Genomic DNA, 19,622 nt, shown 5'->3' with positions numbered 1-19,622 from the left:
GTCAATTGAACCGATTAGGGTTTCAGCGCCTGCACGAGCCCATGTCGTACATGCCAGACCTGCTCGGATTGGGCGGCGGCGTCTTGGCTAAACCAGCCGCTTAAATCGCGCAGGCGGCGCTGATCTTGCGCCATAGGAACGATTCCTCGCCCTAACTCGTTCATGATGATCACCAGCGTCACGCCACGGGCTTGTGCGGCAGCGGCCAAGCTTTCCAGATCTCCCCGCCACAGAGCCCGCGACGTATCGCTGCTCATATCCGAGTGCAGCACTGCCGCTAACCACTCAAACACACCGTGCAGAACGAGCGGTACATTAGGCTGCATAATGTGGGTTACTTCGTGCAAACGCTGCCCTGGAGAAAGCTGCCACCAAACAGCGCTGGGAAAGCGTGTTGTTACAACATCGCGCTTACCTGCGCTGGCACCGCCGATGAACAGCTGCATTGCCACTCTCCTTTGCCATCTTCACGTTTTAGATACGTCAGTTGCCAACGCCGCCCTTGTGCTTGGTGAACGATGCCTTCCCAAAAGCCAATGGTTTCGAAACGACGCCGCAACTCGCGTATTACCCCGCCATGGGTAACGACCAGTACTTTTTGATAATGATGTTCGCGGGCGTGTCTAGCCACCTCTTCAAGCCAAGCATTTAAACGCTCACGTAGTTGGCCAGACGATTCGCCGCCGGGAATTTGCAGCTCACCCACGCTATCAATCCAGGCGCGATAATGGGGTAAGTCTTTTAGTTCATCGTAAACTTTGCCTTCATAGTCACCGAAATCCAGCTCCCGTAATCGTGGCTCTAGATACAGCGGCATACCCGGCTTTGCCGCCTGCGACCACTCAAGGGTTTGCTGGCAGCGGTTTAAATCGCTTGAATAAACAGCGTCAAAACGCTCTTCTGCCAATGCATCACGCAGTGCCAACAGCCCAGCTTCTGCATCCGGAAATAGCAGCGGAATATCGCGCTGCCCTTGGTAGCGGCGCTCTAAATTCCAAGCGGTGATACCGTGGCGAACTGCCACCAACTCCACATTAAGACCAGTAACCAAAGCTCTCCTCCTTCAATGGTGGCCCCCACCATATCGCCGTTAATGCCGTTAAATAGCCGCAGCAGTGCCTTTCTGGCGACTGCTACCCACACGATGATGACTACCCCCCAGGCAAACCATGCAGGGGACAGCGCGCCAAGCAGCACCAACGGTAGCAAGGCATAGCCAACATCACGGGCACTTAGCGACTGCTGCCAGCTCCATGCGAGCCCCTTGCCGTGAGCACAGGGAGTTAAAATCAGCAGCGCGACACCAGCCAATCTGCCTAATGCAGGCACGGCCACCAGCCACCACAGCGGCGCCTGATAAGCCACCAGTGCCCAAAGCAATACGCCCTTCCAGGCCAGCAAAAACAGCAATGCCAGGATGCCGAAACTGCCTATCTGGGCGTCCTTCATGATTTCCCAACGCCGCTCAAGGGGTTGGTTACTGCCTAACGCATCGGCAAGATCCATCACACCATCGAGGTGTAAACCGCCAGAAAGCGCTACCCATAGGCTTAGCAGTAACAACGCAGTGATTGGCGCTGGTGACGCTATGAAACTTAATAGCAGCGCGCTTAACGCCAGCACGCTGCCAATTAATAACCCTACCAACGGATAAGCGCGAATTGCCCAGCGACGGGTGGCTGGTGTCCATGGGCAGGCAATCGGAAGCGGAATTCGGGTTAGAAACTGCAGCGCGAGTATTAGGCCGAACAGCGCATTTTTCATCGTTTCCACTCCATGGCACACCCCGCGATGACTTCAAGCACTGAGTCAGCTTCCCGCGCTAACCAGCGGTGTAAGCACTGGATAAACTCAACATAGCGCCAGGTAGCGGAGTGATCAGCAATCAGCTCTTCGTTGAGATCGTTCGATACAATTACTAATGTCAGCCCCCGTGCTTGTGCATCATCCAGGCAGCGAGCCAGCAGCGCTAGGCCTTGCTCATCACTGAATTCTTCATTTGGCCCAGCGCCAAACAACACTTGTCCTGCCCAGAGAGTTAAACAATCGAGTAGCACCGCGCGGTGATCGGGTACTTGGGCAATCGCTTGGTCAATTGCCAGGGGCGCCTCTAGCGTCACCCATTGGCCTTCCCGGCGTGCCTGGTGGCGCGATACCCGGTCGGCCATTTCGGCGTCGTAAACATTGGCGGTGGCAATGTAGTAGCAGCTGGCGTCCCCCGCTGCACTGAGCACACGCTGCTCAGCTACTTGGCTTTTTCCTGAACGAGCGCCCCCACTAACAAAGACAATCATGCAGCACCTTTAGCAAGCGGTTATTTGTCGCCTCATCACGCAGTGCCAAACGTAACCAGCTGCCCTCAAGCCCTTTAAAGCTGTGGGTGTGCCTCGCCAGCAGTCCTTTATAAAGCATGCGTTCAAACAGGTCTGCGCTGGTCACGCCGCGCTCACGCTGTAAAACACTAGGCCGCACAAGGAAAAAGCAGCTGTGACTGGGCACCACCTCAAGCCCTAGCGCCTGCAACGCCTTGCCCAGACGTGGCTGCTCACTAGCCAGCCATTGCCGGGTGAGCCGTGCAAACTCGCCATCCGCTAACAGCGGCGCCACCAGTTCGGCGGCAAAATGATTCACACTCCAGGGCGGTTGATGGCGGCTCATTGTGTCTACTAGGTTTTCCGCAGCCAGCACGTAGCCTAGGCGCAATCCAGGCAGGGTATAAAACTTGGTCATTGAGCGTAGCAACACTAGGTGACAGTAACGCTTAAGCAGCGGCGTCAGCGCCTCGACGCCTATTGATAGATCGATAAATGCTTCGTCGACCACCACTTGGGTTCCAGTAGCCTGCGTGTGCGCTAGCAGTGCCTCTACTGCCTCGATGGCTATCAGCGTGCCAGTCGGATTATTCGGACGACACAGAAACACCACGTCGGCGTTTGCTGCACTCTCTAGCAGGTCGTCCATCTGGCAAGCGAAATGCGGCTCGCGCAATACATGCTCGGTCATTTCAATCCGGTGGGCAGAGCAGGCTCTGGCATATTCACCAAAGCTGGGAGCCAGTAATAAGGCACGCCCACTGGCATGCAGCGCAGCGGCAAGAAAAATGGCCTCCGCCCCACCATTGGTTAGCAGTACTTGCGCTGGCTGAACATCGTTGTGCGCCGCAATGGCCTGCCGGGCCGCAACGTAGTCTGGCGAGGGATAGCGACTAAGACCACCAAGTCGTGTTCCGAACCAGCCTGCCAGCCATTCGGGCGGCCCAAATGGGTTAAGGTTAGCGCTCACATCATCAACCACATGATCGGCAGGTAGCCCAAAACGCTTCAGCAGCGCTGCGGCCTGGCCACCATGGCTTGGCCAATCAGCCGCCTCGTGAACGTTGGTTTGACGACTCATAGCCATGAAATCCCTGCGCTTGCTAAGCCCATTAATACGCCCGTTAATACACTCATCAACACGGCCATTAACAAGAAAAACAGCAGCCAAGCACCGTGCATTAATTTAATGGTGGCGTTGATATGCGAACACGTCAGTGTTTCCAGCGGAGTGCCAAGGGTTGCTCGATAGGAAACCGCGCCCTGATAAACATTGGTGCCGCCCAACTGCACACCTAACAAGTTCGCGACCATGGCTTCTGGCCAACCCGCATTAGGGCTTGGGTGGCGGGGCGCTTCGCGGCAGGTAGCCAACATGGCCCGACGCCAATAGAGCGTCGATGATTGCCAACTGATCAGCCCCCCGGCAACCCACAAACAGAGCGCGGTCAGCCTGGCGGGCAGCCAGTTAGCGATATCATCAAGCTTCGCCGAGGCATAGCCGAAGTCGCTGTAGCGTTCGTTTTGATAGCCCACCATGGAATCCAGCGTGTTGATTGCTTTATAAGCCAGCGCCAGCGGCGCACCGCCGATAAACGCGAAGAATAGCGGCGAGGTGATGCCATCCACGGTATTTTCTGCAATGGTTTCTACCGCACCGCGGGTAATCTCCGCCTCATCCAGTTGCTCGGTATCACGCCCCACCACCATGGCAAGCGCCTTTCGTGCCGATGCTAAATCACCGTTAGCCAGCGGCACGGCAATAGCGCGCCCCGCTTCCGCCAAGCCTTTTATGGCCAGCGTTGTCGCCAGCAACCAAAGCTCGGCAGCTAGCCCAAGCCAAGGGTGCACCCAAGTCAGTAGCTCCAAACTCAGCCAAGCGAGACCATACGTGCCCAGCACAATGGTGGCGGTGAGTATAAAGCCCAGGAGTCGACGGCGTTTTTCACTGCCTTGGTTCCAGCGCTGCTCAAGTACGCTGATGGCACGCCCAATGATGACGACTGGATGCGGCAATGAGCGTGGGTCACCCACGATCAAATCAATGACAATCGCCATCGCGACTAACCCAACGGTAGCTACCCCTAGCATGGTGAAACCTGCTGCGATTTGCTCAGCGAATCCAGCGTTGCTCGATACACTGCTTGTCCAATCGCCCGTCCAAGCGCCGTACCAGAGCCTGCATAAGAGGTCTGACAACCGCGTTGAGTAGCAGCGATAGACAGACTATCGGTTGATGTTCCAGTTGCAGGCGTATCACTGAATGGATCTTTAACGCCCACTTTTCTCAGCGCCTGAACTTTCGCCTCCGTTGCCGAGAGAGAAGCATTAACCAGCGCACCATCGGTCAAATGGGCATCTAAAAAAAGGAACGTATTAATCGTGCCCACCTTGGATATGCTGCGCAGCACTAAACGGGGGTCTGAATCGCTTGAAACGCTAATATCTACCGCATTGCCAACACCTGCTGTCACCAATGCCAGTACACCATTGGCTGTATTAACTAGCGGCACACTGGCGACACATGCGTTGCGCAGGCGCACTGCCGTCATCATCGCAACAGCACATAGCGGTAGCCGCTGATTGTCCAGCCAGCGAATCAGGTCATCTTCCGGGTAATGGCCATCGTAATCTTTATCAACGTGAAAATTTGCGAAGTGTTGGCGATATCCAAACCCGCCACCCACGAGTGCGCTACTCAGGGTATACAGTGGCTCAGCAGCAGACACCACCAAGCAGTGCTCGCTTTGCGACCACGTTAGCGGCTGACTAAATGAAAGCGTTTGTTGCTCACTCATAGGGCACTATTATCGTGAATACCCGCATCGGCAAAGGTGGCCATTTCACTAAGCATCGCGGCGGCGGCCTGCAATAAAGGAAACGCCAACGCCGCGCCACTGCCTTCTCCCAGGCGCATTCCCAAGGCTAGCAGCGGCGACGCATCAAGTGCTTCAAGAGCCGTGGCATGGCCAGGCTCTTCAGAGCGATGCCCAAAAATCAAATAACCACGTACCGCCGGACATAAACGGCAGGCCGTCAGGGCGGCTACCGTAGCAATAAAGCCATCCACAATGGCCGGCAGTCGGTTGGCCGCCGTGGCCAAATAAGCTCCTGTCATGGCAGCGATCTCTAACCCGCCGAGCTTGGTTAGCACCTCCATGGGGTCTTCGACATTGGCTTGGCGTGCCTTTAGCGCCCGCTCGATCACCGCTACTTTATGGGCCTGCTGGGCGCTGTTAATACCGGTGCCAGCGCCCACCAGCTGAGCCACTGGCTTACCGGTTAGCGCCGCTAGCATGGCGCTGCTTGCCGTGGTATTAGCAATGCCCATTTCACCCGCAATAATGCATTTCGCCCCCGCTTGAACAGCGCGTTCAACGGCTTCGCAACCTACCTGTAGCGCAGCCTGCGCTTGGTCATGGCTCATGGCATCTTCAAGCACCATATTGGCGGTGCCCGCGCGCACTTTGGCATCAATCACGCCAGGCATTGCCAGCGGTGCCGTAACGCCAACATCCACAACCTCAACCTGGGCACCAATTTGTCTGGCAAAGACGTTGATCGCCGCCCCGCCATGGGCAAAGTTAGCCACCATTTGCGCAGTCACTTCTTGTGGAAAGGCCGATACGCCCTCTTCAGCAACCCCGTGATCAGCAGCAAAAACAATGATCGCCGGTGGCGTGATGCTGGGCTGACATTCACCAGTGATCTCACTAAGCGTAACGGCCAATGCCTCTAACTGGCCTAGGCTGCCCGGCGGCTTGGTGAGCGTATCAATATAGCGAAGCGTCAATGCGCCAGTGTGGCTATCAAGTGGCGTGACTTGGTTAACAATGGGATGCATAACAGCTCCAGGGCAGCAATCAAATTCATTTTGCGCAAGATGGTAGCAAAAGCGCGGCTGCTATACTTGCGCTTTAAGTTGCTTCAACAGCCAATTAATCCCATCCGGGGAGGAATTGTCCTGTCACCAGAAACGTTCATTAAAACATCATCATTTACGACGATAGTCGCCACCAATAATGGGTAATAAAACTACAAATATGGTTTTTATTGCCGTAAAGTCTCTTTTATCGACACAAAAGATGTAAAATAACTACAAGCCTGACTCACCGTCTCTACCATGCAGAGGTCTCTATGCCGAGCTCAACACCCGCTACTTTAAATCCTACCGTTGCTGAGGTTACCCAACGCATTCGTGAGCGCTCTGCTGAGCGGCGCGCGCTCTATGAGCAACGCATGGCGGACCAGCACAAGCGTGGTGTGCACCGTGCAGAGCTATCCTGTGGTAACCTAGCCCACGGATTTGCCGCCTGCAGCCCCCAAGAGAAAGACTCCCTAAAGCTAATGAACAGCGCCAACTTGGGGATCATTTCTTCTTACAACGATATGCTGTCGGCCCACCAGCCATTTGAAAGCTTTCCGGAAACCATCAAAGCCGCTGCTAGCGCGATGGGGTCAACCGCCCAGTTTGCCGGTGGTGTTCCCGCCATGTGTGATGGAGTTACCCAGGGGCAACCGGGCATGGAACTGTCGCTGTTTTCCCGCGACGTGATTGCAATGGCTGCAGCGGTTGGGCTTTCACACAACATGTTTGACGCTGCCCTTTATCTGGGCGTGTGCGACAAGATTATCCCTGGCCTGTTTATCGCAGCGGCACGCTTTGGCCACCTACCCGCGATGTTCGTACCCGCAGGCCCAATGCCCAGCGGTCTGCCGAACAAAGAGAAAGCACGCATCCGTCAGCTATATGCAGAAGGCAAAGTAGGCCGCGAAGAGCTGCTACAAGCGGAGTCGGACTCCTACCATAGCCCTGGCACCTGCACCTTCTACGGCACGGCCAACTCAAACCAGCTGATGATGGAAGTGATGGGGCTTCACCTGCCAGGCACCTCGTTTGTGAACCCAGGCACGGAAATGCGCGAAGCCCTGACCCGTTACGCAACCGAACAGGCTATTCGCAACACTGAACCTGGCGGCGACTACCGCCCTTTCTATAAGCAGATCGATGAACGCGCCATCGTCAACGCAGTGGTAGGTTTGTTGGCGTCTGGCGGCTCAACCAACCATACGATGCATTTGATTGCCATGGCCGCTGCAGCGGGCATTACGCTGAACTGGGACGACTTCACCGACCTCTCCGCTGTCACGCCCAGCCTGATGCAGGTATACCCTAACGGCCAAGCAGACATTAACCACTTCCAGGCGGCAGGCGGCATGAGCTACCTGTTCCGCGAACTGCTGGGCGCTGGCTTGCTGCACGGCGATATCCCGACGGTGTTTGGCACTGACCTGACGGCCTACACACAAGAGCCCTTCCTGGAAAATGGCAAAGTGGTTTGGCGCGAAGGCCCTGCAAGCAGCTTAGATGAAAACGTTTTACGCCCAGTCGCTACCCCCTTCGCAGCGACTGGCGGCCTAACGGTAATGAAAGGCAACCTGGGACGCGGCGTGATCAAAGTATCCGCCGTTGCCGACGAACATCGTGTAGTAGAAGCACCAGTGAAAATCTTCGCCGACCAGAACGAAATGAAGGCTGCGTTTGAGTCCGGCGACTTAGATCGCGATGTCATCGTCGTGGTGCGCTTCCAGGGGCCAAAAGCCAATGGCATGCCGGAACTTCACAAACTGACGCCGTTCCTGGGCGTACTGCAGGACCGTGGCTTCAAAGTGGCCCTGGTGACCGACGGCCGTATGTCTGGCGCGTCGGGTAAAGTGCCCGCTGCAATTCATATCAGCCCCGAAGCCCTGGACGGTGGCCCGCTCTCGAAACTGCGCGACGGCGATATTGTGCGCCTGGACGCCAACGCAGGTACGCTGGAAGCCAAAGTAGCAGCAGCTACCTGGGCCGATCGTGAGCGCGTAGTGGCGAATTTGGACCACTACCACGTTGGCCTAGGCCGCGAACTGTTTAGCGGCTTCCGCCACCTGGCCATGCGTGGCGAAGAAGGCGCAGGCTCGCTGGGCGGCTTTGAAGCCGATGACCTCGCTCGCCAACAGGGCCAGATTTTTGAAGAGGATGCCTAATGCGACCGGCCTTAATTGGTGATATTGGCGGAACCAATGCCCGCCTGGCGCTCGTCACGCCAAATGAGATAACGCCCCACGATATTATTAATCTTCCCTGCGCTGACTACCCAGGGGTTATCGATGCGATTCAGGACTACCTAGAACGCGTGGGCGCCACGGGGGAAAATGCACCGCTGGAAGCCTGCTTAGCGTTTGCCTGCCCGGTGCACACCGAGCGGGTCAAGATGACCAATAATCACTGGGATTTTATGAAAAGCGATGTTCAGCAGACGCTGAACCTATCGCTGTTCAAAGTGATTAATGACTTTACCGCACAGGCGCTGGGCGTTCCCCATGTGGACAGCGACAACCTAGTGGAAGTGCAAGCAGGCGTGGCTCAGCCTCACTCTACCCGCTTGGTAATTGGCCCCGGTACAGGCTTAGGCGTTGCTGGCGTTTTTCCCGGCCAACACGCCTGGATACCACTTCCCACCGAGGGCGGCCACGTCACGTTCTCTCCTACTGACAGCACCGAGCGGGCGCTATTGGATATCTTTTTACAACGCTACCAACGGGTCAGCGTAGAACGTATTTTAAGCGGCCAAGGCTTACTGGAGCTGTACCAGGCTCATTGTGCTCTGAACGAGCAAGCACCTCGCTGCACGACACCAGCCGAGGTTACCCAAGCCGCAAACCAGGGTGACCCTATCGCCACCACCACCCTGCTGCGCTTTTTAAAAATCCTCGGCGATGTATGTGGCGACGCGACCTTATCGATGGGGGCTAGAGGCGGCGTTTATCTATGCGGCGGGATTTTACCGCGCCTACTGGAGTGGCTACCCAAATCCGAACTGCGTGATAGCTTTGTGAACAAAGGCCGGATGGGCGCTTATAACGCCGACATTCCCGTGTGTGTTGTGACTCACCCGTGGACAGGACTGCTCGGCGCCGCCGAAGCACTACATAACGAAGAAGTCTTTTAACTTATTAGGAACGCCCATGCCTGCTCACCCCTTCGATGTGCCTTTTGTTCTCGGTATGATGCGCCTGCATGAAGCACCAGAGATGCATCAGGCGAGCTATCTCGCCGACTGGATCGAAGCCCGTATCGAGCAGGGGTTGCACTGGTTCGACCATGCCGACATTTACGGGAACGGTGCGTGCGAGACGCTGTTTGGTCACGCGCTAAACACGCGTCCCGGACTGTCAAAACGGCTTAAGGTGGTGACCAAAGCGAGCATCGCCAACGATAACCCAGCCCTCGGCTCTGGCAAGATAAAGCACTATAACGCCAGCCCGGGCTATCTATGCCGCGCCATTGACAATGCACTTAACCGCCTTGGCGTCGAGCGGCTAGATCACTTTTTAATTCATCGCCCTGACTTATTAATGAACGCAGAAGCAACTGGCCGTGCCCTTGATGACGCTATCAATGCAGGCAAAATTGGCGCTGCGGGCATTTCTAACCATTTGCCAAGTCAGTGGCGTAGGCTGCAAAACGCCATGCACCACCCTTTACGTGCCAACCAAATCGAGCTTTCCATTAGCCATAACGCCCCCCTGTTTGATGGCAGCTTTGATGATCTATGTGCCGACGGCCATGCGCCGATGGCCTGGTCACCACTAGCGGGCGGTACACTCATGCAAGGCGACGTCGGTAACGTTCTTAACCACATCGCCCGAGAGCAAAACGGCACCCCTAACGCGTTAGCGCTGGCTTGGCTACGGTCACTGCCTAGTCGGCCGATTGCCGTTGTGGGCAGCGTGAAGCCTGAGCGTATTACTGACATGCTCGACGGGCCTGAGACGCTCTCAAGAGAGACATGGTACGAGCTGTTAGAGGCCGCGCGAGGCCACTGCGTCGCGTAATCCCATCATCAATTAATAATATAATGACAAGGAATAACTTATGACGCCGGTGATTGCTTTCGGTGAAGCCTTGGTTGATATGTTGTCCAGCCGCTTAGGCGATGACACTGGCCAAGAAACCTTCACGCCTTACGCGGGCGGCGCGCCTGCTAACGTCGCGGTTGCCTGTGCCCGACTTAACGTACCCAGTCAGTTTTTAGGCATGGTGGGCGACGATACGTTTGGCCACTTCCTGATTCGTGAGCTGAAAAGCCATGGTGTGGATACTCAGGGTGTGGTGTTGACCAAAGAAGCACGCACCGCGCTAGCGTTTGTTTCCCGGGATAGCAGCGGCGAGCGCACGTTTGATTTTTATCGACCGCCGGCGGCCGACCTGCTTTATCGCCTAGAGCACCTGCCCCACGGCGTGTTTGAACAACCGGCGATTGTTCACTTATGCAGCAACAGTTTGACTGACCCTGAGATTGCCGATACCACTTTAGCGATTGCCGCTATGGCAAAGCGCGCGGGCTGTTTAGTCAGCGTGGATGCCAACCTCCGTCACAATCTGTGGAGCGAAGGATCAGCCGACCTCTGGCTGGTAACCGAGCTATTGGATAGCGCCGAGCTCGTTAAAGTCTCATTAGATGAGCTTGACTATCTTCGTGGCGAACATTCTCAGGAAGCGTGGCTATCCCAGCGCCTAGCCGCCGGGGTAAAAGTAGTTTTAATCACCGACGGCCCTAACAAGGTGATGCTGAAAGGTATAGGCCTTGACCACACCATCACACCACCCCAAGTGACCGCTGTTGATACCACCGCTGGCGGTGATGCGTTTATTGGCGGCCTGCTGGCTGAACTTTCACAGCACGGAATTGATGAGAACTGGTACCAGGATAGTGCCTTTCTAACCCGCGCGGTGGATATTGCCTGCCGCTGTGGTGCTCACGCAGTGACCCGCCCAGGCGCCTACGCCGCACTGCCGCTCCATAGTGATATTGAAGCGCTAAGAAATAGCTAATATGGGTAACAAAAAGGCGTGCAACGGATAACGCGTATAAAACGTGCTGTGGCAGGCGTGTTCGTTAAATAGACTCGTAGCGCTATTATGATCAACCATCGCATTACCTATTCAGACGCTCTCTCAATGGCGCTGAGTAGCTATTGAGTTAGCCGGGCAGATCCCTGCTATGCGAGGTTCTTCAAGCACTATCGACAGTGAGCCTGCCAGGCTCCGCCTCCCACTGACCGTGCATATATTTCAGGGGCGTCATCCCTGTGTGCTGACGGAAGAAATGAATAAAGGCGCTGTCCGAAGAGAACCCCAACAGATAGGCCGCATCGTTAACCTGACGTTGCATTGATAACAGTTCAATAGCGGCAAGCAGACGCCATTGCTGGCGCCAGGCCTGGTAGCTCATCCCGGTTTCACGGCAAAAAATCCGGCTGACCGTCTTAGCACTAGCACCAAACTCTCCTGCAAGCGAAATTAGAGTCGGCGGCAACTCCCCCTCAGGGCTCCAGCGTTCAACCAGCGCCTTCAAACGCGGGTGTAACGGTAGCGTCAGTTGCAGTGACTCACGCTCAGCCTGCTGCATCTCTTCTATAAACAACGCCAGCGTGTTGTGCGTATTAACATCCGTTATATCCCAAGGCCACCAGGCCATACGTTCGATCAGTGCGCGCAAAAGCTCATTCACTACGACCACTTTCACCTCCTGGCCAAGTAACTGAGACACTTCGAGGCTGAAGTAGACGGAGCGATATGCCACCACATTGGTCATCATCACCTGATGCTGAACCCCAGTGGGAATCCACGCCGCTCGAGTTGGCGGCAGCACGCATCGCTGACCATCAAGCACAATGCGCATACACCCACGGGGGGCATACAGCAGTTGTCCTTTGGCGTGACTGTGCATACCTGAATCATGGCGACCGACCTCGGCGGCAATTCCCACCACATTGCCGGCCACCAAGTCCGGGTTAAAAGACTGCTGCTGGTTGATCAGTGCCACTGTCTTATTTTCGACATATTTGGTTTGAATAACGTTATTTGAACAACACAAGACTAAGTAAGCTAGCGCCACGTTTCAAGAGACATGGAATCGTTACAATGAACCCGCTACTTTTTTTGATCCTGGCACTGATGATGTTCCCCCAGGTGGTCGAGACTATCTACAGCCCTGCACTACCGTCGATGGCGAGCTTTTTCGGCGTATCAACCTCCACCGCAGGTCTGACCCTCTCCTGCTATTTTTTAGTGTTCGCCTTCGGCGTAGTGTTCTGGGGCATGATGGCAGACAAGCTAGGTCGTCGTTCGGCAATGCTGCTTGGGCTGGGCTGCTACGCACTCGGTTCGGGCATTGCTATCTACGCTCGCGATTTTCATTGGCTACTGCTAGCCCGAGCGCTAAGCGCCTTTGGCGCGGCGACCGGCTCGGTGGTCTGCCAGACAATCTTGCGTGACCGTTGGCAGGGAGCGAAACTGGCACAGATTTTCTCTTACATGGGAATGGGTATCGCCCTTAGTCCAGTGGTCGGTCTGTTTGCTGGCGGGCAGTTGGTCAGCGTTGGTGGTCATCAGGCAGTGTTCAGCGCACTGCTTGTGCTGGCACTCCTGTTGCTTGCCATCACCGCCAAAATACTGCCAGAAACCCGCCAGGCACAGGTGCCTTTTGACCTAGTCACGCTAGGAAAACAGATGGTGAAAGACGCTGCGCTATGGCGCGATGTCATTCTGGTAGCCTGCTTTAACGTACTGCTGTTTGGCTATTATCTACAGGGCCCATTCCTATTTGATAGGCTTGGACTGAGCGCGCAGGCGTTCGGGTACAGCGGAGTAGCGCTGGCAACCGGCAGCATATTTGGCAGCTATGCCAACAAGACGCTACTTAAGAATGGCAGGAGCTCTCATCAACTTATCGCCCGAGCCTGTCAACTAGCGGTGGTCAGCGCCCTAGGCGTCTACACCCTGCAATCTTCCTTGCTATTCCTGTTACCGATGATGGGTATAGCAGCAGCGTTTGCGGTGGCTATTCCCAACATCCTCAGCCGAGCACTTAAAAACTACCAGCAGCAGTTGGGCAGCGCTGGCGCCCTATTCGGCCTGGGCTACTACCTGCTAATAGGAGTAGGGCTTGGAGCCAGCAGTTGGCTAAATAATATGGGCCAGAGTGCATTACTGTGTGCCATCACAGCACTACTCGCCACGGGTTGGGAAAAGTCGCGCCGATAGCTCCCTACCTAGCACATCACAAAAAAGCCCGAGCATGGCAATATGCTCGGGCAAATGACTTACCCACACGACCCGATATCAGTGAGGCAAGTAACGAGAGTGCTCGTGTCGATTTACATCGTATTCGTTAGTGGTGAAAACGCTCAGCGGCCTGACGGGCCAGCTCGCGAATACCGTCCCAATCCTCTGCATCAACCATGGCTTTCGGCGTTAGCCAAGAACCGCCTACACACATAACATTGGGGAGTGACAGGTAGGTTTCAGCGTTATCGATTGTGATACCGCCGGTTGGGCAAAAACGCGCCTCGGGAATCGGCGCACCAAAGGCTTTAATGGCTTTGGCACCACCGCTGGACTCAGCCGGGAAAAACTTGAAGCGGCGGTAGCCGTATTGCCAGCCAGTCATCAGCTCAGAGATCGTTGATACGCCGGGCAACATCGGCACCGGGCTCTCTACGCCATAGCGATACAGCGCTTCAGTGGCGCCGGGTGTCACCACAAAATCCGCACCTACCTGTTCAGCTTGGCGGTATTGCGCGGGCGTTAACACGGTACCTACACCGATGCTGGCTCCCGGCAGCGCTTCTTTCATACGCTTAATTGCCTCTAGCGCGCAGTCGGAACGCAAGGTAACTTCCAGCACGCTTAAACCACCTTCCACCAAGGCACGACCTAGCGGTACCGCATCTTCAAGACGCTCAACGGTAATCACTGGAATGACCTCGGCTTTTAAGCAGATGCTGTCAAGCTCGGCAGTGCGCGTTGAGGGTAGCTGTTTATCGATTGTCATTAGTGAGTCTCCAAGCAGTTTTACTGGCAAACGTTTTATTGGCGAACGCCCAGGCGTTATGGCGCCCAGTAGATCGCTAACGGGCAAGATAAAAACGCGCGAATAGGCAGCTTACGGACATCATCACCGTTCATGGCGTTTGCCAGTACGCTGCGCTTATCATCGCCAGTAATATGTAAAATATGTCGATGCGCCTGATGTAGGCGATCTGCCGAAAAAGTAATACGCGCCTGCGGCTGACTAGGCGTGCGTACCGCGACAAGCGGCTCATCGGTAGAGAGCGCTAAACCTAGTTCTAGGCTGTCGGGGAACAGCGACGCCGTATGGCCATCGCCGCCCATTCCCAAGATCACAACGCTGGCGGGCCAAGGCAGAGATGCCGTGCGTTTGGCAACCTCATCAACCCCTTCCTCCGGCGTCGAGGCATCCGAGGTTAGCGCTACGAAGTTGGCATTCGCAGCCGCTCCTTGAAGCAGGTTTTCGCGCACCAGCTTGGCATTGCTATCGCTACTTTCCTCATCCACCCAGCGTTCGTCGGCCAAAGTGATATCAATGCGCTCCCAAGGCAGCGGTTTGGCTGCCAGCGCTTTAAAAAAAGGCACCGGCGTAGAGCCACCCGAGACGACTAGCAGCGCGCGCTCTTGGTGATTCAAGTCTTCGGCCAATGCCTGGAAGACCGCTTCTGCCAGCTGCTGTGCTAGCGCTTGACGTGCTTCGCTCATATTAATAGTCCTCGTACCAGCTGCGGCCATCTTGGGTAATCATGGCGATGGAGGCGACCGGCCCCCAAGAGCCTGCCGGGTAACGGCGCGGCGGGGTTTCGCGGGCTTTCCAACCGTCGATGAGCTGGTCGCACCAACGCCAAGCGTGCTCAACTTCGTCACGGCGCACGAACAGATACTGTTGGCCTTTCATCACTTCCAGCAGCAAGCGCTCATAGGCGTCTGGGATACGTGATTTAGGGAACGCGCTGTTAAAGTCCAGGTGCAACGGACCAGGGCGCAGGCGCATGCCTTTATGCAAACCGCTGTCTTTGGTGAGCACTTGAAGCGCGATCCCTTCATCCGGCTGCAGGCGAATAATCAGCTTGTTAGACGCAATCCCCCGCTGGTCAGGGTCAAAAATATAGTGCGGCTGCTGGCGGAAGTGGATCACGATTTGGGACAGTTTTTCAGGCATACGCTTACCGGTACGCAGGTAGAACGGCACACCCGCCCAGCGCCAATTTGAAACCTCGGTTTTCATTGCCACAAAGGTTTCGGTCTGGCTTTGAGTATTCGCCCCTTCTTCTTCCAGGTAGCCCGGTACCGGCTGACCATCGTTGGTGCCCGCGGTATATTGCCCACGTACTACATCACGCCCCAGCGCTTCACCGGTAAACGGCTTTAGGGCTTTAAGCACTTTTACTTTCTCATCACGAATCGCGTCGGCATCCAGGTTGGAAGGCGGGTCCATGGCAATCAAGCATAGCAATTGGAGCAAGTGATTTTGCACCATATCGCGGAGCTGCCCGGCATCATCGAAGTAGCCCCAGCGCCCTTCAATGCCGACCTTTTCTGCAACGGTAATTTCTACATGGGAAATGTGGTTCTGATTCCATTGCGTCCCGAATAACGGGTTAGCAAAGCGCAGCGCAATCAGGTTTTGTACCGTTTCTTTACCTAAATAGTGGTCAATACGGTAAATACGCGACTCAGGAAAAACGGCCCCAATCGCGTCGTTAACTTCTTCTGATGACACTAGATCGTAGCCGATGGGCTTCTCAACGATGACCCGCGTTTGCTCATCCAGGCTGCCACTCGCCTCAAGGTTGCGGCAAATATCGCCGTAGATCATGGCGCCAACGGATAAATAAACCACCATGGGGCGATCGGAGCCTTCGCGCCATTCACGTATTTGCTCAAAACCCTCAACTTTTTTGAAATCCAGCTGACAATAGTCAAGCCGATTTAGAAAACGCTCGAGACTCTCTTTATCCTGCTCATCTTTTTTTAGCCGCTTTTGCAACGCGCCGCTGACCAATTGGCGGAATGCAGCGGTGTCATGCGCTTGACGTGCCAGCCCCATAATCCGCGTGCTTGCGGGCATTAAGCCTTCACGGTCAAGGTGATAAAGCGCAGGAAACAGCTTGCGCATCGCAAGATCGCCCAGCGCCCCAAACAGCGCTAAATCAATAGCGTGTTTCTGATCGCCCAGCGGGGAATGTGACTGGCTCATCTCGGCTCCTATTTATAATTAGATGATCTAATGTAGTTAGATTACCTAAAATCTATCTGATATTGGGCATTATACGCAACATTAAATGTAATTTTACTACAAAAAAATAGCACTGCCTCCCCAATTACAACTTTAAACGTTATTTACGTCTCTATTTAAGCAGTGTCGACCCTGAGCAGTACCGATGCCGACATCTAACGTTATACCGCTTTATTGTTACCTTTCATTCCACTCTACGCCCCTTGGATACGCCATCGCTACGCCCCTTGAGGATGAGGTGACGTTACGCGTAATTGGCGACGCTGGCAGTGACTAAAGCGCTGCTCATCAACATGCTCGCAGCCCTCTACGACAACAACAATCTACGACAACAACAGTGAGGTATTTACATTATGGCAACGTCTCGCCCAATTATGATGCCACTGTTAGCCGCCACGCTGGCTGCCAGTGCCGCCCTTCCCGCCGTTGCGTTTGAGGACGACCGCCTGACTATCTGGATGGGTGATAATAAGGGTCAAGCAGGCATTCGCGCAGTTGCCGAGCAGTTTCTTGAAGAAACCGGCATCGAAGTTGAGGTGGTATTTCCCGATAACCTTACCGACCGCTTTCAGCAGGCGGCGGGAAGTGGCCAGGGGCCGGACATCGTCATCTGGGCTCACGACCGCATGGGCGAGTGGGCACAAAGCGGCTTGTTGAAACAAGTTGCCCCTAGTGACAGCTTCCGCGAGACGTTTTACGACTTTACCTGGGAAGCTGCGCTGTGGAATGGTGAAACCTACGGCTACCCGATATCGGTAGAGTCACTGGGCCTCATTTACAACAAAGCCTTGATAGAAACACCGCCAGAAAGCTTTACCGAACTGATGGAGCTTGACGAAGCGCTCTCTCAAGACGGCAAAAAGGCCATCCTATTTGATTACAGCGAGCCGTATTACGGCTGGACCCTGCTAGCGGCCAACGGCGGCTACCCTTTCAAGCAGACCGACAGCGGCTATGACGTCAGCGATATCGGCGTTAACAACGAAGGTGCCCTACAAGGGGCAGAACTGCTGGTTGAGTTGATCGAAAGCGATGTACTACCCCGCGGCACTGATTACAACCTGATGGACACCCGCTTTAACCAGGGCGAAGTGGCCACCATGATTAGCGGCCCATGGGCCTGGCCGAACCTGGAGCGTAGCGGAATTGACTACGGCGTCGCACTACTGCCGAAAGTGGGCAATGAGCGTGCTAAACCCATGTTTGGCGTGATGACGGCAATGATTAACTCGGCCACACCCAATGATTTTCTCGCTGTGGAGTTTTTAGAAAACTACCTGCTTAGTGAAGAGGGCATGCACACATTCAACAGCGATGGCTCATTGGGAGCGGTTGCGCATATCGATTATCAGGCTGAGCTTGCTGATAACCCTAATATTGCCGCGACGCTTGAAAATGCCGAAGTCGGTATGCCCATGCCAAATATTCCTGAAATGGGTGCTTTCTGGGCAGCCATGGAGCCCGCCCTGCAAAACATCGGCAGTGGGCGTCAGTCGCCCCAAGAAGCGCTGGATGCCGCTGCGCGGCGTATGCGCCAGTAAGAGCTTTTTCTGCCCTTCTGCCCGGTCGCCAATGCCGCCGGGCAGCTTTCAGGATGTCACTATGTATACCACTAACGCCTCCCGTGGCCTTCCCCGCCATCGCTCTCGCCATCTCACCGAACGTTACACCCGCTGGGCACTTCGCTGCATCATTGCCACCTTGGTAATCGCGCTGTTATGGCTGGTAGTTGCCTTCCACCTTAACGGCCAGTGGATGTTCGCACTGCTCTTTCTAGTGCTGGGCGCCTCGCTAGGCGTGGTGTTTACCAAACGCACGTTAATGAGCCACCGGTATATTTTTCCTGCCGTGGCGGGGCTGGGCGTATTTGTTATTTTCCCGCTGCTTTATACCATCGGCATTAGCTTTAGTAATTACAGCTCAAGCAACTTGCTATTGGAAGAGCGCGTGCGCGGCCAACTAATGAGCCAAACCTATCAACAGGAAGGCAACGCGTTTGAGCTAACGCTTTACCAAGAAGGTGAGCTTGTCCGCTTATACCTGGAAAACAGTGAAGCAGACACGCCCCAGCGTTTCGTTTCGTCACCGCTCAACTTCGCCAACCATGAAACCCGCCAAATAGGCATTCAGGCAGTAGACGCTTCGCCTGCCCAAGAGCCACTGGGGATGCGCGCTATTATTCAGGCACGTGATTCTCTGCAAGGGCTTAGGCTGCTGACACCGGATGGCGCGGAGCTGCGTATGGCAGGGTTACGCCAGTTTGCTCCTATGGTAGATCGCTACGAAGCACGTGAAGACGGCTCGCTTTATGATCTCCGCGATGACCGCGTTCTTACCCCCGACCCCGCTAGCGGATTTTTTGTCGCTGATAACGGCGAAAGCATCACGCCGGGATGGCCTGTTAATGTAGGGTTTACCAACTATACGAAGATATTCACCGATCCCGACATTCGTGGTCCCTTCATGCAGATCTTTGTGTGGACCTTTGTGTTTGCCGCACTGACGGTAGTCTTCACCCTGGCCGTTGGCTTTGTCTTGGCGTCACTGTTGCAGTGGGACCAACTCAAGGGCAAAGCCGTTTATCGCACGCTGTTAATCCTGCCCTACGCCGTGCCCGCCTTTATCTCCATCCTGATTTTTAAAGGCATGTTTAATCAGCATTTCGGTGAAGTGAATATGATTCTAGACACGCTGTTTGGTGTTCGGCCGGAGTGGTTTACCGACCCGTGGCTGGCGCGCTCCATGCTATTGATTGTTAATACCTGGTTGGGCTACCCCTATATGTTGCTGCTGTGCATGGGGCTAATCCAGGCTATCCCCCAAGATCTCTACGAAGCCTCGGCAGTCGATGGCGGCGGCCCTATTACCAACTTGTTCAAGATTACCCTGCCACTGATTATTAAACCGCTTACACCGCTGTTAATTGCTGCCTTTGCATTTAACTTCAATAACTTTGTGCTAATTGCACTATTGACCGGCGGCAACCCTGACATTTTGGGCGCCAGCACACCAGCAGGCACCACCGATCTCTTGGTCAGCTACACCTACCGTATTGCCTTCCAGGATGCCGGACAGAATTTTGGGCTGGCAGCCGCCATCGCAACGCTTATTTTCCTCTTGGTCGCGGGTATGTCGTTGCTCAATTTGCGCCTTTCCAAGGTTAAGGTTTAGG

General features: G+C 55.0%; 19 protein-coding genes. 7 read left to right on the top strand and 12 right to left on the bottom strand.

Annotation, left to right across the window (positions count from 1 at the left end; translation table 11 throughout):
* Positions 1-14: 14 nt before the first annotated feature.
* Genes IR195_RS07355 through cobT form a run of 8 tightly spaced genes read right to left on the bottom strand, consistent with a single transcriptional unit; the run spans position 15 to position 6,156 of the window.
* The gene (locus IR195_RS07355; RefSeq protein WP_206049145.1) at positions 15-446 is read right to left on the bottom strand and encodes a bifunctional adenosylcobinamide kinase/adenosylcobinamide-phosphate guanylyltransferase; all 432 of its coding nucleotides are present in this window, start codon (positions 444-446) and stop codon (positions 15-17) included.
* Positions 398-1,033 carry a histidine phosphatase family protein gene (locus IR195_RS07350; protein ID WP_241006834.1) on the bottom strand — a complete coding sequence of 212 codons (636 nt, stop codon included), beginning with the start codon at positions 1,031-1,033 and terminating at the stop codon, positions 398-400. Before IR195_RS07350 ends, IR195_RS07355 begins: the two co-directional genes overlap by 49 nt.
* The gene (gene cobS / locus IR195_RS07345; protein ID WP_206049143.1) at positions 988-1,764 is read right to left on the bottom strand and encodes an adenosylcobinamide-GDP ribazoletransferase; all 777 of its coding nucleotides are present in this window, start codon (positions 1,762-1,764) and stop codon (positions 988-990) included. The genes IR195_RS07350 and cobS overlap by 46 nt, the downstream gene beginning before the upstream one ends.
* A complete protein-coding gene (locus IR195_RS07340) occupies positions 1,761-2,294 on the bottom strand; it encodes a bifunctional adenosylcobinamide kinase/adenosylcobinamide-phosphate guanylyltransferase (protein ID WP_125747107.1) in 534 nt (177 codons plus the stop codon). The genes cobS and IR195_RS07340 overlap by 4 nt, the downstream gene beginning before the upstream one ends.
* Positions 2,278-3,393: a threonine-phosphate decarboxylase CobD gene (gene cobD, locus IR195_RS07335; RefSeq protein WP_206049142.1), complete on the bottom strand. Its 1,116-nt coding sequence runs from the start codon at positions 3,391-3,393 to the stop codon at positions 2,278-2,280. The genes IR195_RS07340 and cobD overlap by 17 nt, the downstream gene beginning before the upstream one ends.
* Positions 3,390-4,403 (bottom strand): adenosylcobinamide-phosphate synthase CbiB, encoded by a 1,014-nt coding sequence (cbiB, locus tag IR195_RS07330; protein ID WP_146943958.1) that lies wholly within the window; start codon positions 4,401-4,403, stop codon positions 3,390-3,392. The genes cobD and cbiB overlap by 4 nt, the downstream gene beginning before the upstream one ends.
* Positions 4,397-5,110 carry an adenosylcobinamide amidohydrolase gene (locus tag IR195_RS07325; protein WP_206049141.1) on the bottom strand — a complete coding sequence of 238 codons (714 nt, stop codon included), beginning with the start codon at positions 5,108-5,110 and terminating at the stop codon, positions 4,397-4,399. Before IR195_RS07325 ends, cbiB begins: the two co-directional genes overlap by 7 nt.
* The gene (gene cobT, locus IR195_RS07320) at positions 5,107-6,156 is read right to left on the bottom strand and encodes a nicotinate-nucleotide--dimethylbenzimidazole phosphoribosyltransferase (protein WP_206049140.1); all 1,050 of its coding nucleotides are present in this window, start codon (positions 6,154-6,156) and stop codon (positions 5,107-5,109) included. The genes IR195_RS07325 and cobT overlap by 4 nt, the downstream gene beginning before the upstream one ends.
* A 293-nt stretch (positions 6,157-6,449) precedes the next feature.
* Here cobT and edd point away from each other — a divergent pair, with 293 nt between their 5' ends.
* From edd to IR195_RS07300, 4 genes are read left to right on the top strand one after another with little or no spacing between them, the layout of a single operon-like run.
* Positions 6,450-8,339: a phosphogluconate dehydratase gene (gene edd, locus IR195_RS07315; RefSeq protein WP_206049139.1), complete on the top strand. Its 1,890-nt coding sequence runs from the start codon at positions 6,450-6,452 to the stop codon at positions 8,337-8,339.
* On the top strand, positions 8,339-9,304 hold the full coding sequence (gene glk / locus IR195_RS07310) for a glucokinase (protein ID WP_206049138.1): 966 nt from the start codon (positions 8,339-8,341) through the stop codon (positions 9,302-9,304). Before edd ends, glk begins: the two co-directional genes overlap by 1 nt.
* A gap of 16 nt (positions 9,305-9,320) precedes the next feature.
* Positions 9,321-10,190 (top strand): aldo/keto reductase, encoded by an 870-nt coding sequence (locus tag IR195_RS07305; protein ID WP_206049137.1) that lies wholly within the window; start codon positions 9,321-9,323, stop codon positions 10,188-10,190.
* A gap of 40 nt (positions 10,191-10,230) precedes the next feature.
* Positions 10,231-11,190: a carbohydrate kinase family protein gene (locus IR195_RS07300; protein WP_206049136.1), complete on the top strand. Its 960-nt coding sequence runs from the start codon at positions 10,231-10,233 to the stop codon at positions 11,188-11,190.
* Between the two features lie 181 nt (positions 11,191-11,371).
* Here the strand turns inward: IR195_RS07300 and IR195_RS07295 are convergent, their stop codons facing one another.
* Positions 11,372-12,184 (bottom strand): AraC family transcriptional regulator, encoded by an 813-nt coding sequence (locus IR195_RS07295; protein WP_125747090.1) that lies wholly within the window; start codon positions 12,182-12,184, stop codon positions 11,372-11,374.
* A 98-nt stretch (positions 12,185-12,282) separates the two neighbouring features.
* Between IR195_RS07295 and IR195_RS07290 the strand changes: the two genes are divergently transcribed.
* The gene (locus IR195_RS07290) at positions 12,283-13,404 is read left to right on the top strand and encodes a multidrug effflux MFS transporter (protein WP_206049135.1); all 1,122 of its coding nucleotides are present in this window, start codon (positions 12,283-12,285) and stop codon (positions 13,402-13,404) included.
* 127 nt (positions 13,405-13,531) lie between these two features.
* Here the strand turns inward: IR195_RS07290 and IR195_RS07285 are convergent, their stop codons facing one another.
* The 3 genes from IR195_RS07285 to zwf are packed head-to-tail and all read right to left on the bottom strand — an operon-like array spanning position 13,532 to position 16,411.
* Positions 13,532-14,194: a bifunctional 4-hydroxy-2-oxoglutarate aldolase/2-dehydro-3-deoxy-phosphogluconate aldolase gene (locus IR195_RS07285; protein WP_125747086.1), complete on the bottom strand. Its 663-nt coding sequence runs from the start codon at positions 14,192-14,194 to the stop codon at positions 13,532-13,534.
* 56 nt (positions 14,195-14,250) lie between these two features.
* Positions 14,251-14,916, bottom strand: coding sequence for a 6-phosphogluconolactonase (gene pgl / locus IR195_RS07280; protein ID WP_125747084.1), 666 nt, complete (start codon positions 14,914-14,916; stop codon positions 14,251-14,253).
* Between the two features lies 1 nt (position 14,917).
* Positions 14,918-16,411, bottom strand: a complete 1,494-nt coding sequence (gene zwf, locus IR195_RS07275; RefSeq protein WP_206049134.1) for a glucose-6-phosphate dehydrogenase — start codon at positions 16,409-16,411, stop codon at positions 14,918-14,920.
* A 392-nt stretch (positions 16,412-16,803) separates the two neighbouring features.
* On the opposite strand from zwf, the gene malE reads away from it, so the two are divergent.
* Together malE and malF are read left to right on the top strand one after the other, a co-directional pair.
* Complete coding sequence (gene malE / locus IR195_RS07270) at positions 16,804-17,991, top strand: maltose/maltodextrin ABC transporter substrate-binding protein MalE (protein WP_206049133.1); 1,188 nt, start codon at positions 16,804-16,806, stop codon at positions 17,989-17,991.
* 61 nt (positions 17,992-18,052) lie between these two features.
* The gene (gene malF, locus IR195_RS07265) at positions 18,053-19,621 is read left to right on the top strand and encodes a maltose ABC transporter permease MalF (protein ID WP_206049758.1); all 1,569 of its coding nucleotides are present in this window, start codon (positions 18,053-18,055) and stop codon (positions 19,619-19,621) included.
* The last annotated feature ends 1 nt before the right edge of the window (position 19,622 follow it).

Source organism: Vreelandella venusta (assembly GCF_015689495.1).
GTDB lineage: Bacteria > Pseudomonadota > Gammaproteobacteria > Pseudomonadales > Halomonadaceae > Vreelandella > Vreelandella venusta.
Note: the sequence above shows the minus strand (reverse complement) of the source record. Positions and strands in the feature narration are given on the sequence as shown.

Coding starts and splice junctions, on each gene's coding strand:
- cobT (WP_206049140.1), bottom strand. CDS start 6,156: ATGCATCCCATTGTTAACCAAGTCACGCCACTTGATAGCCACACTGGC.
- edd (WP_206049139.1), top strand. CDS start 6,450: ATGCCGAGCTCAACACCCGCTACTTTAAATCCTACCGTTGCTGAGGTT.
- zwf (WP_206049134.1), bottom strand. CDS start 16,411: ATGAGCCAGTCACATTCCCCGCTGGGCGATCAGAAACACGCTATTGAT.
- IR195_RS07300 (WP_206049136.1), top strand. CDS start 10,231: ATGACGCCGGTGATTGCTTTCGGTGAAGCCTTGGTTGATATGTTGTCC.
- IR195_RS07290 (WP_206049135.1), top strand. CDS start 12,283: ATGAACCCGCTACTTTTTTTGATCCTGGCACTGATGATGTTCCCCCAG.
- IR195_RS07325 (WP_206049141.1), bottom strand. CDS start 5,110: ATGAGTGAGCAACAAACGCTTTCATTTAGTCAGCCGCTAACGTGGTCG.
- IR195_RS07285 (WP_125747086.1), bottom strand. CDS start 14,194: ATGACAATCGATAAACAGCTACCCTCAACGCGCACTGCCGAGCTTGAC.
- glk (WP_206049138.1), top strand. CDS start 8,339: ATGCGACCGGCCTTAATTGGTGATATTGGCGGAACCAATGCCCGCCTG.
- malE (WP_206049133.1), top strand. CDS start 16,804: ATGGCAACGTCTCGCCCAATTATGATGCCACTGTTAGCCGCCACGCTG.
- cobD (WP_206049142.1), bottom strand. CDS start 3,393: ATGAGTCGTCAAACCAACGTTCACGAGGCGGCTGATTGGCCAAGCCAT.
- cobS (WP_206049143.1), bottom strand. CDS start 1,764: ATGAAAAATGCGCTGTTCGGCCTAATACTCGCGCTGCAGTTTCTAACC.
- malF (WP_206049758.1), top strand. CDS start 18,053: ATGTATACCACTAACGCCTCCCGTGGCCTTCCCCGCCATCGCTCTCGC.
- cbiB (WP_146943958.1), bottom strand. CDS start 4,403: ATGCTAGGGGTAGCTACCGTTGGGTTAGTCGCGATGGCGATTGTCATT.
- IR195_RS07355 (WP_206049145.1), bottom strand. CDS start 446: ATGCAGCTGTTCATCGGCGGTGCCAGCGCAGGTAAGCGCGATGTTGTA.
- pgl (WP_125747084.1), bottom strand. CDS start 14,916: ATGAGCGAAGCACGTCAAGCGCTAGCACAGCAGCTGGCAGAAGCGGTC.
- IR195_RS07305 (WP_206049137.1), top strand. CDS start 9,321: ATGCCTGCTCACCCCTTCGATGTGCCTTTTGTTCTCGGTATGATGCGC.
- IR195_RS07340 (WP_125747107.1), bottom strand. CDS start 2,294: ATGATTGTCTTTGTTAGTGGGGGCGCTCGTTCAGGAAAAAGCCAAGTA.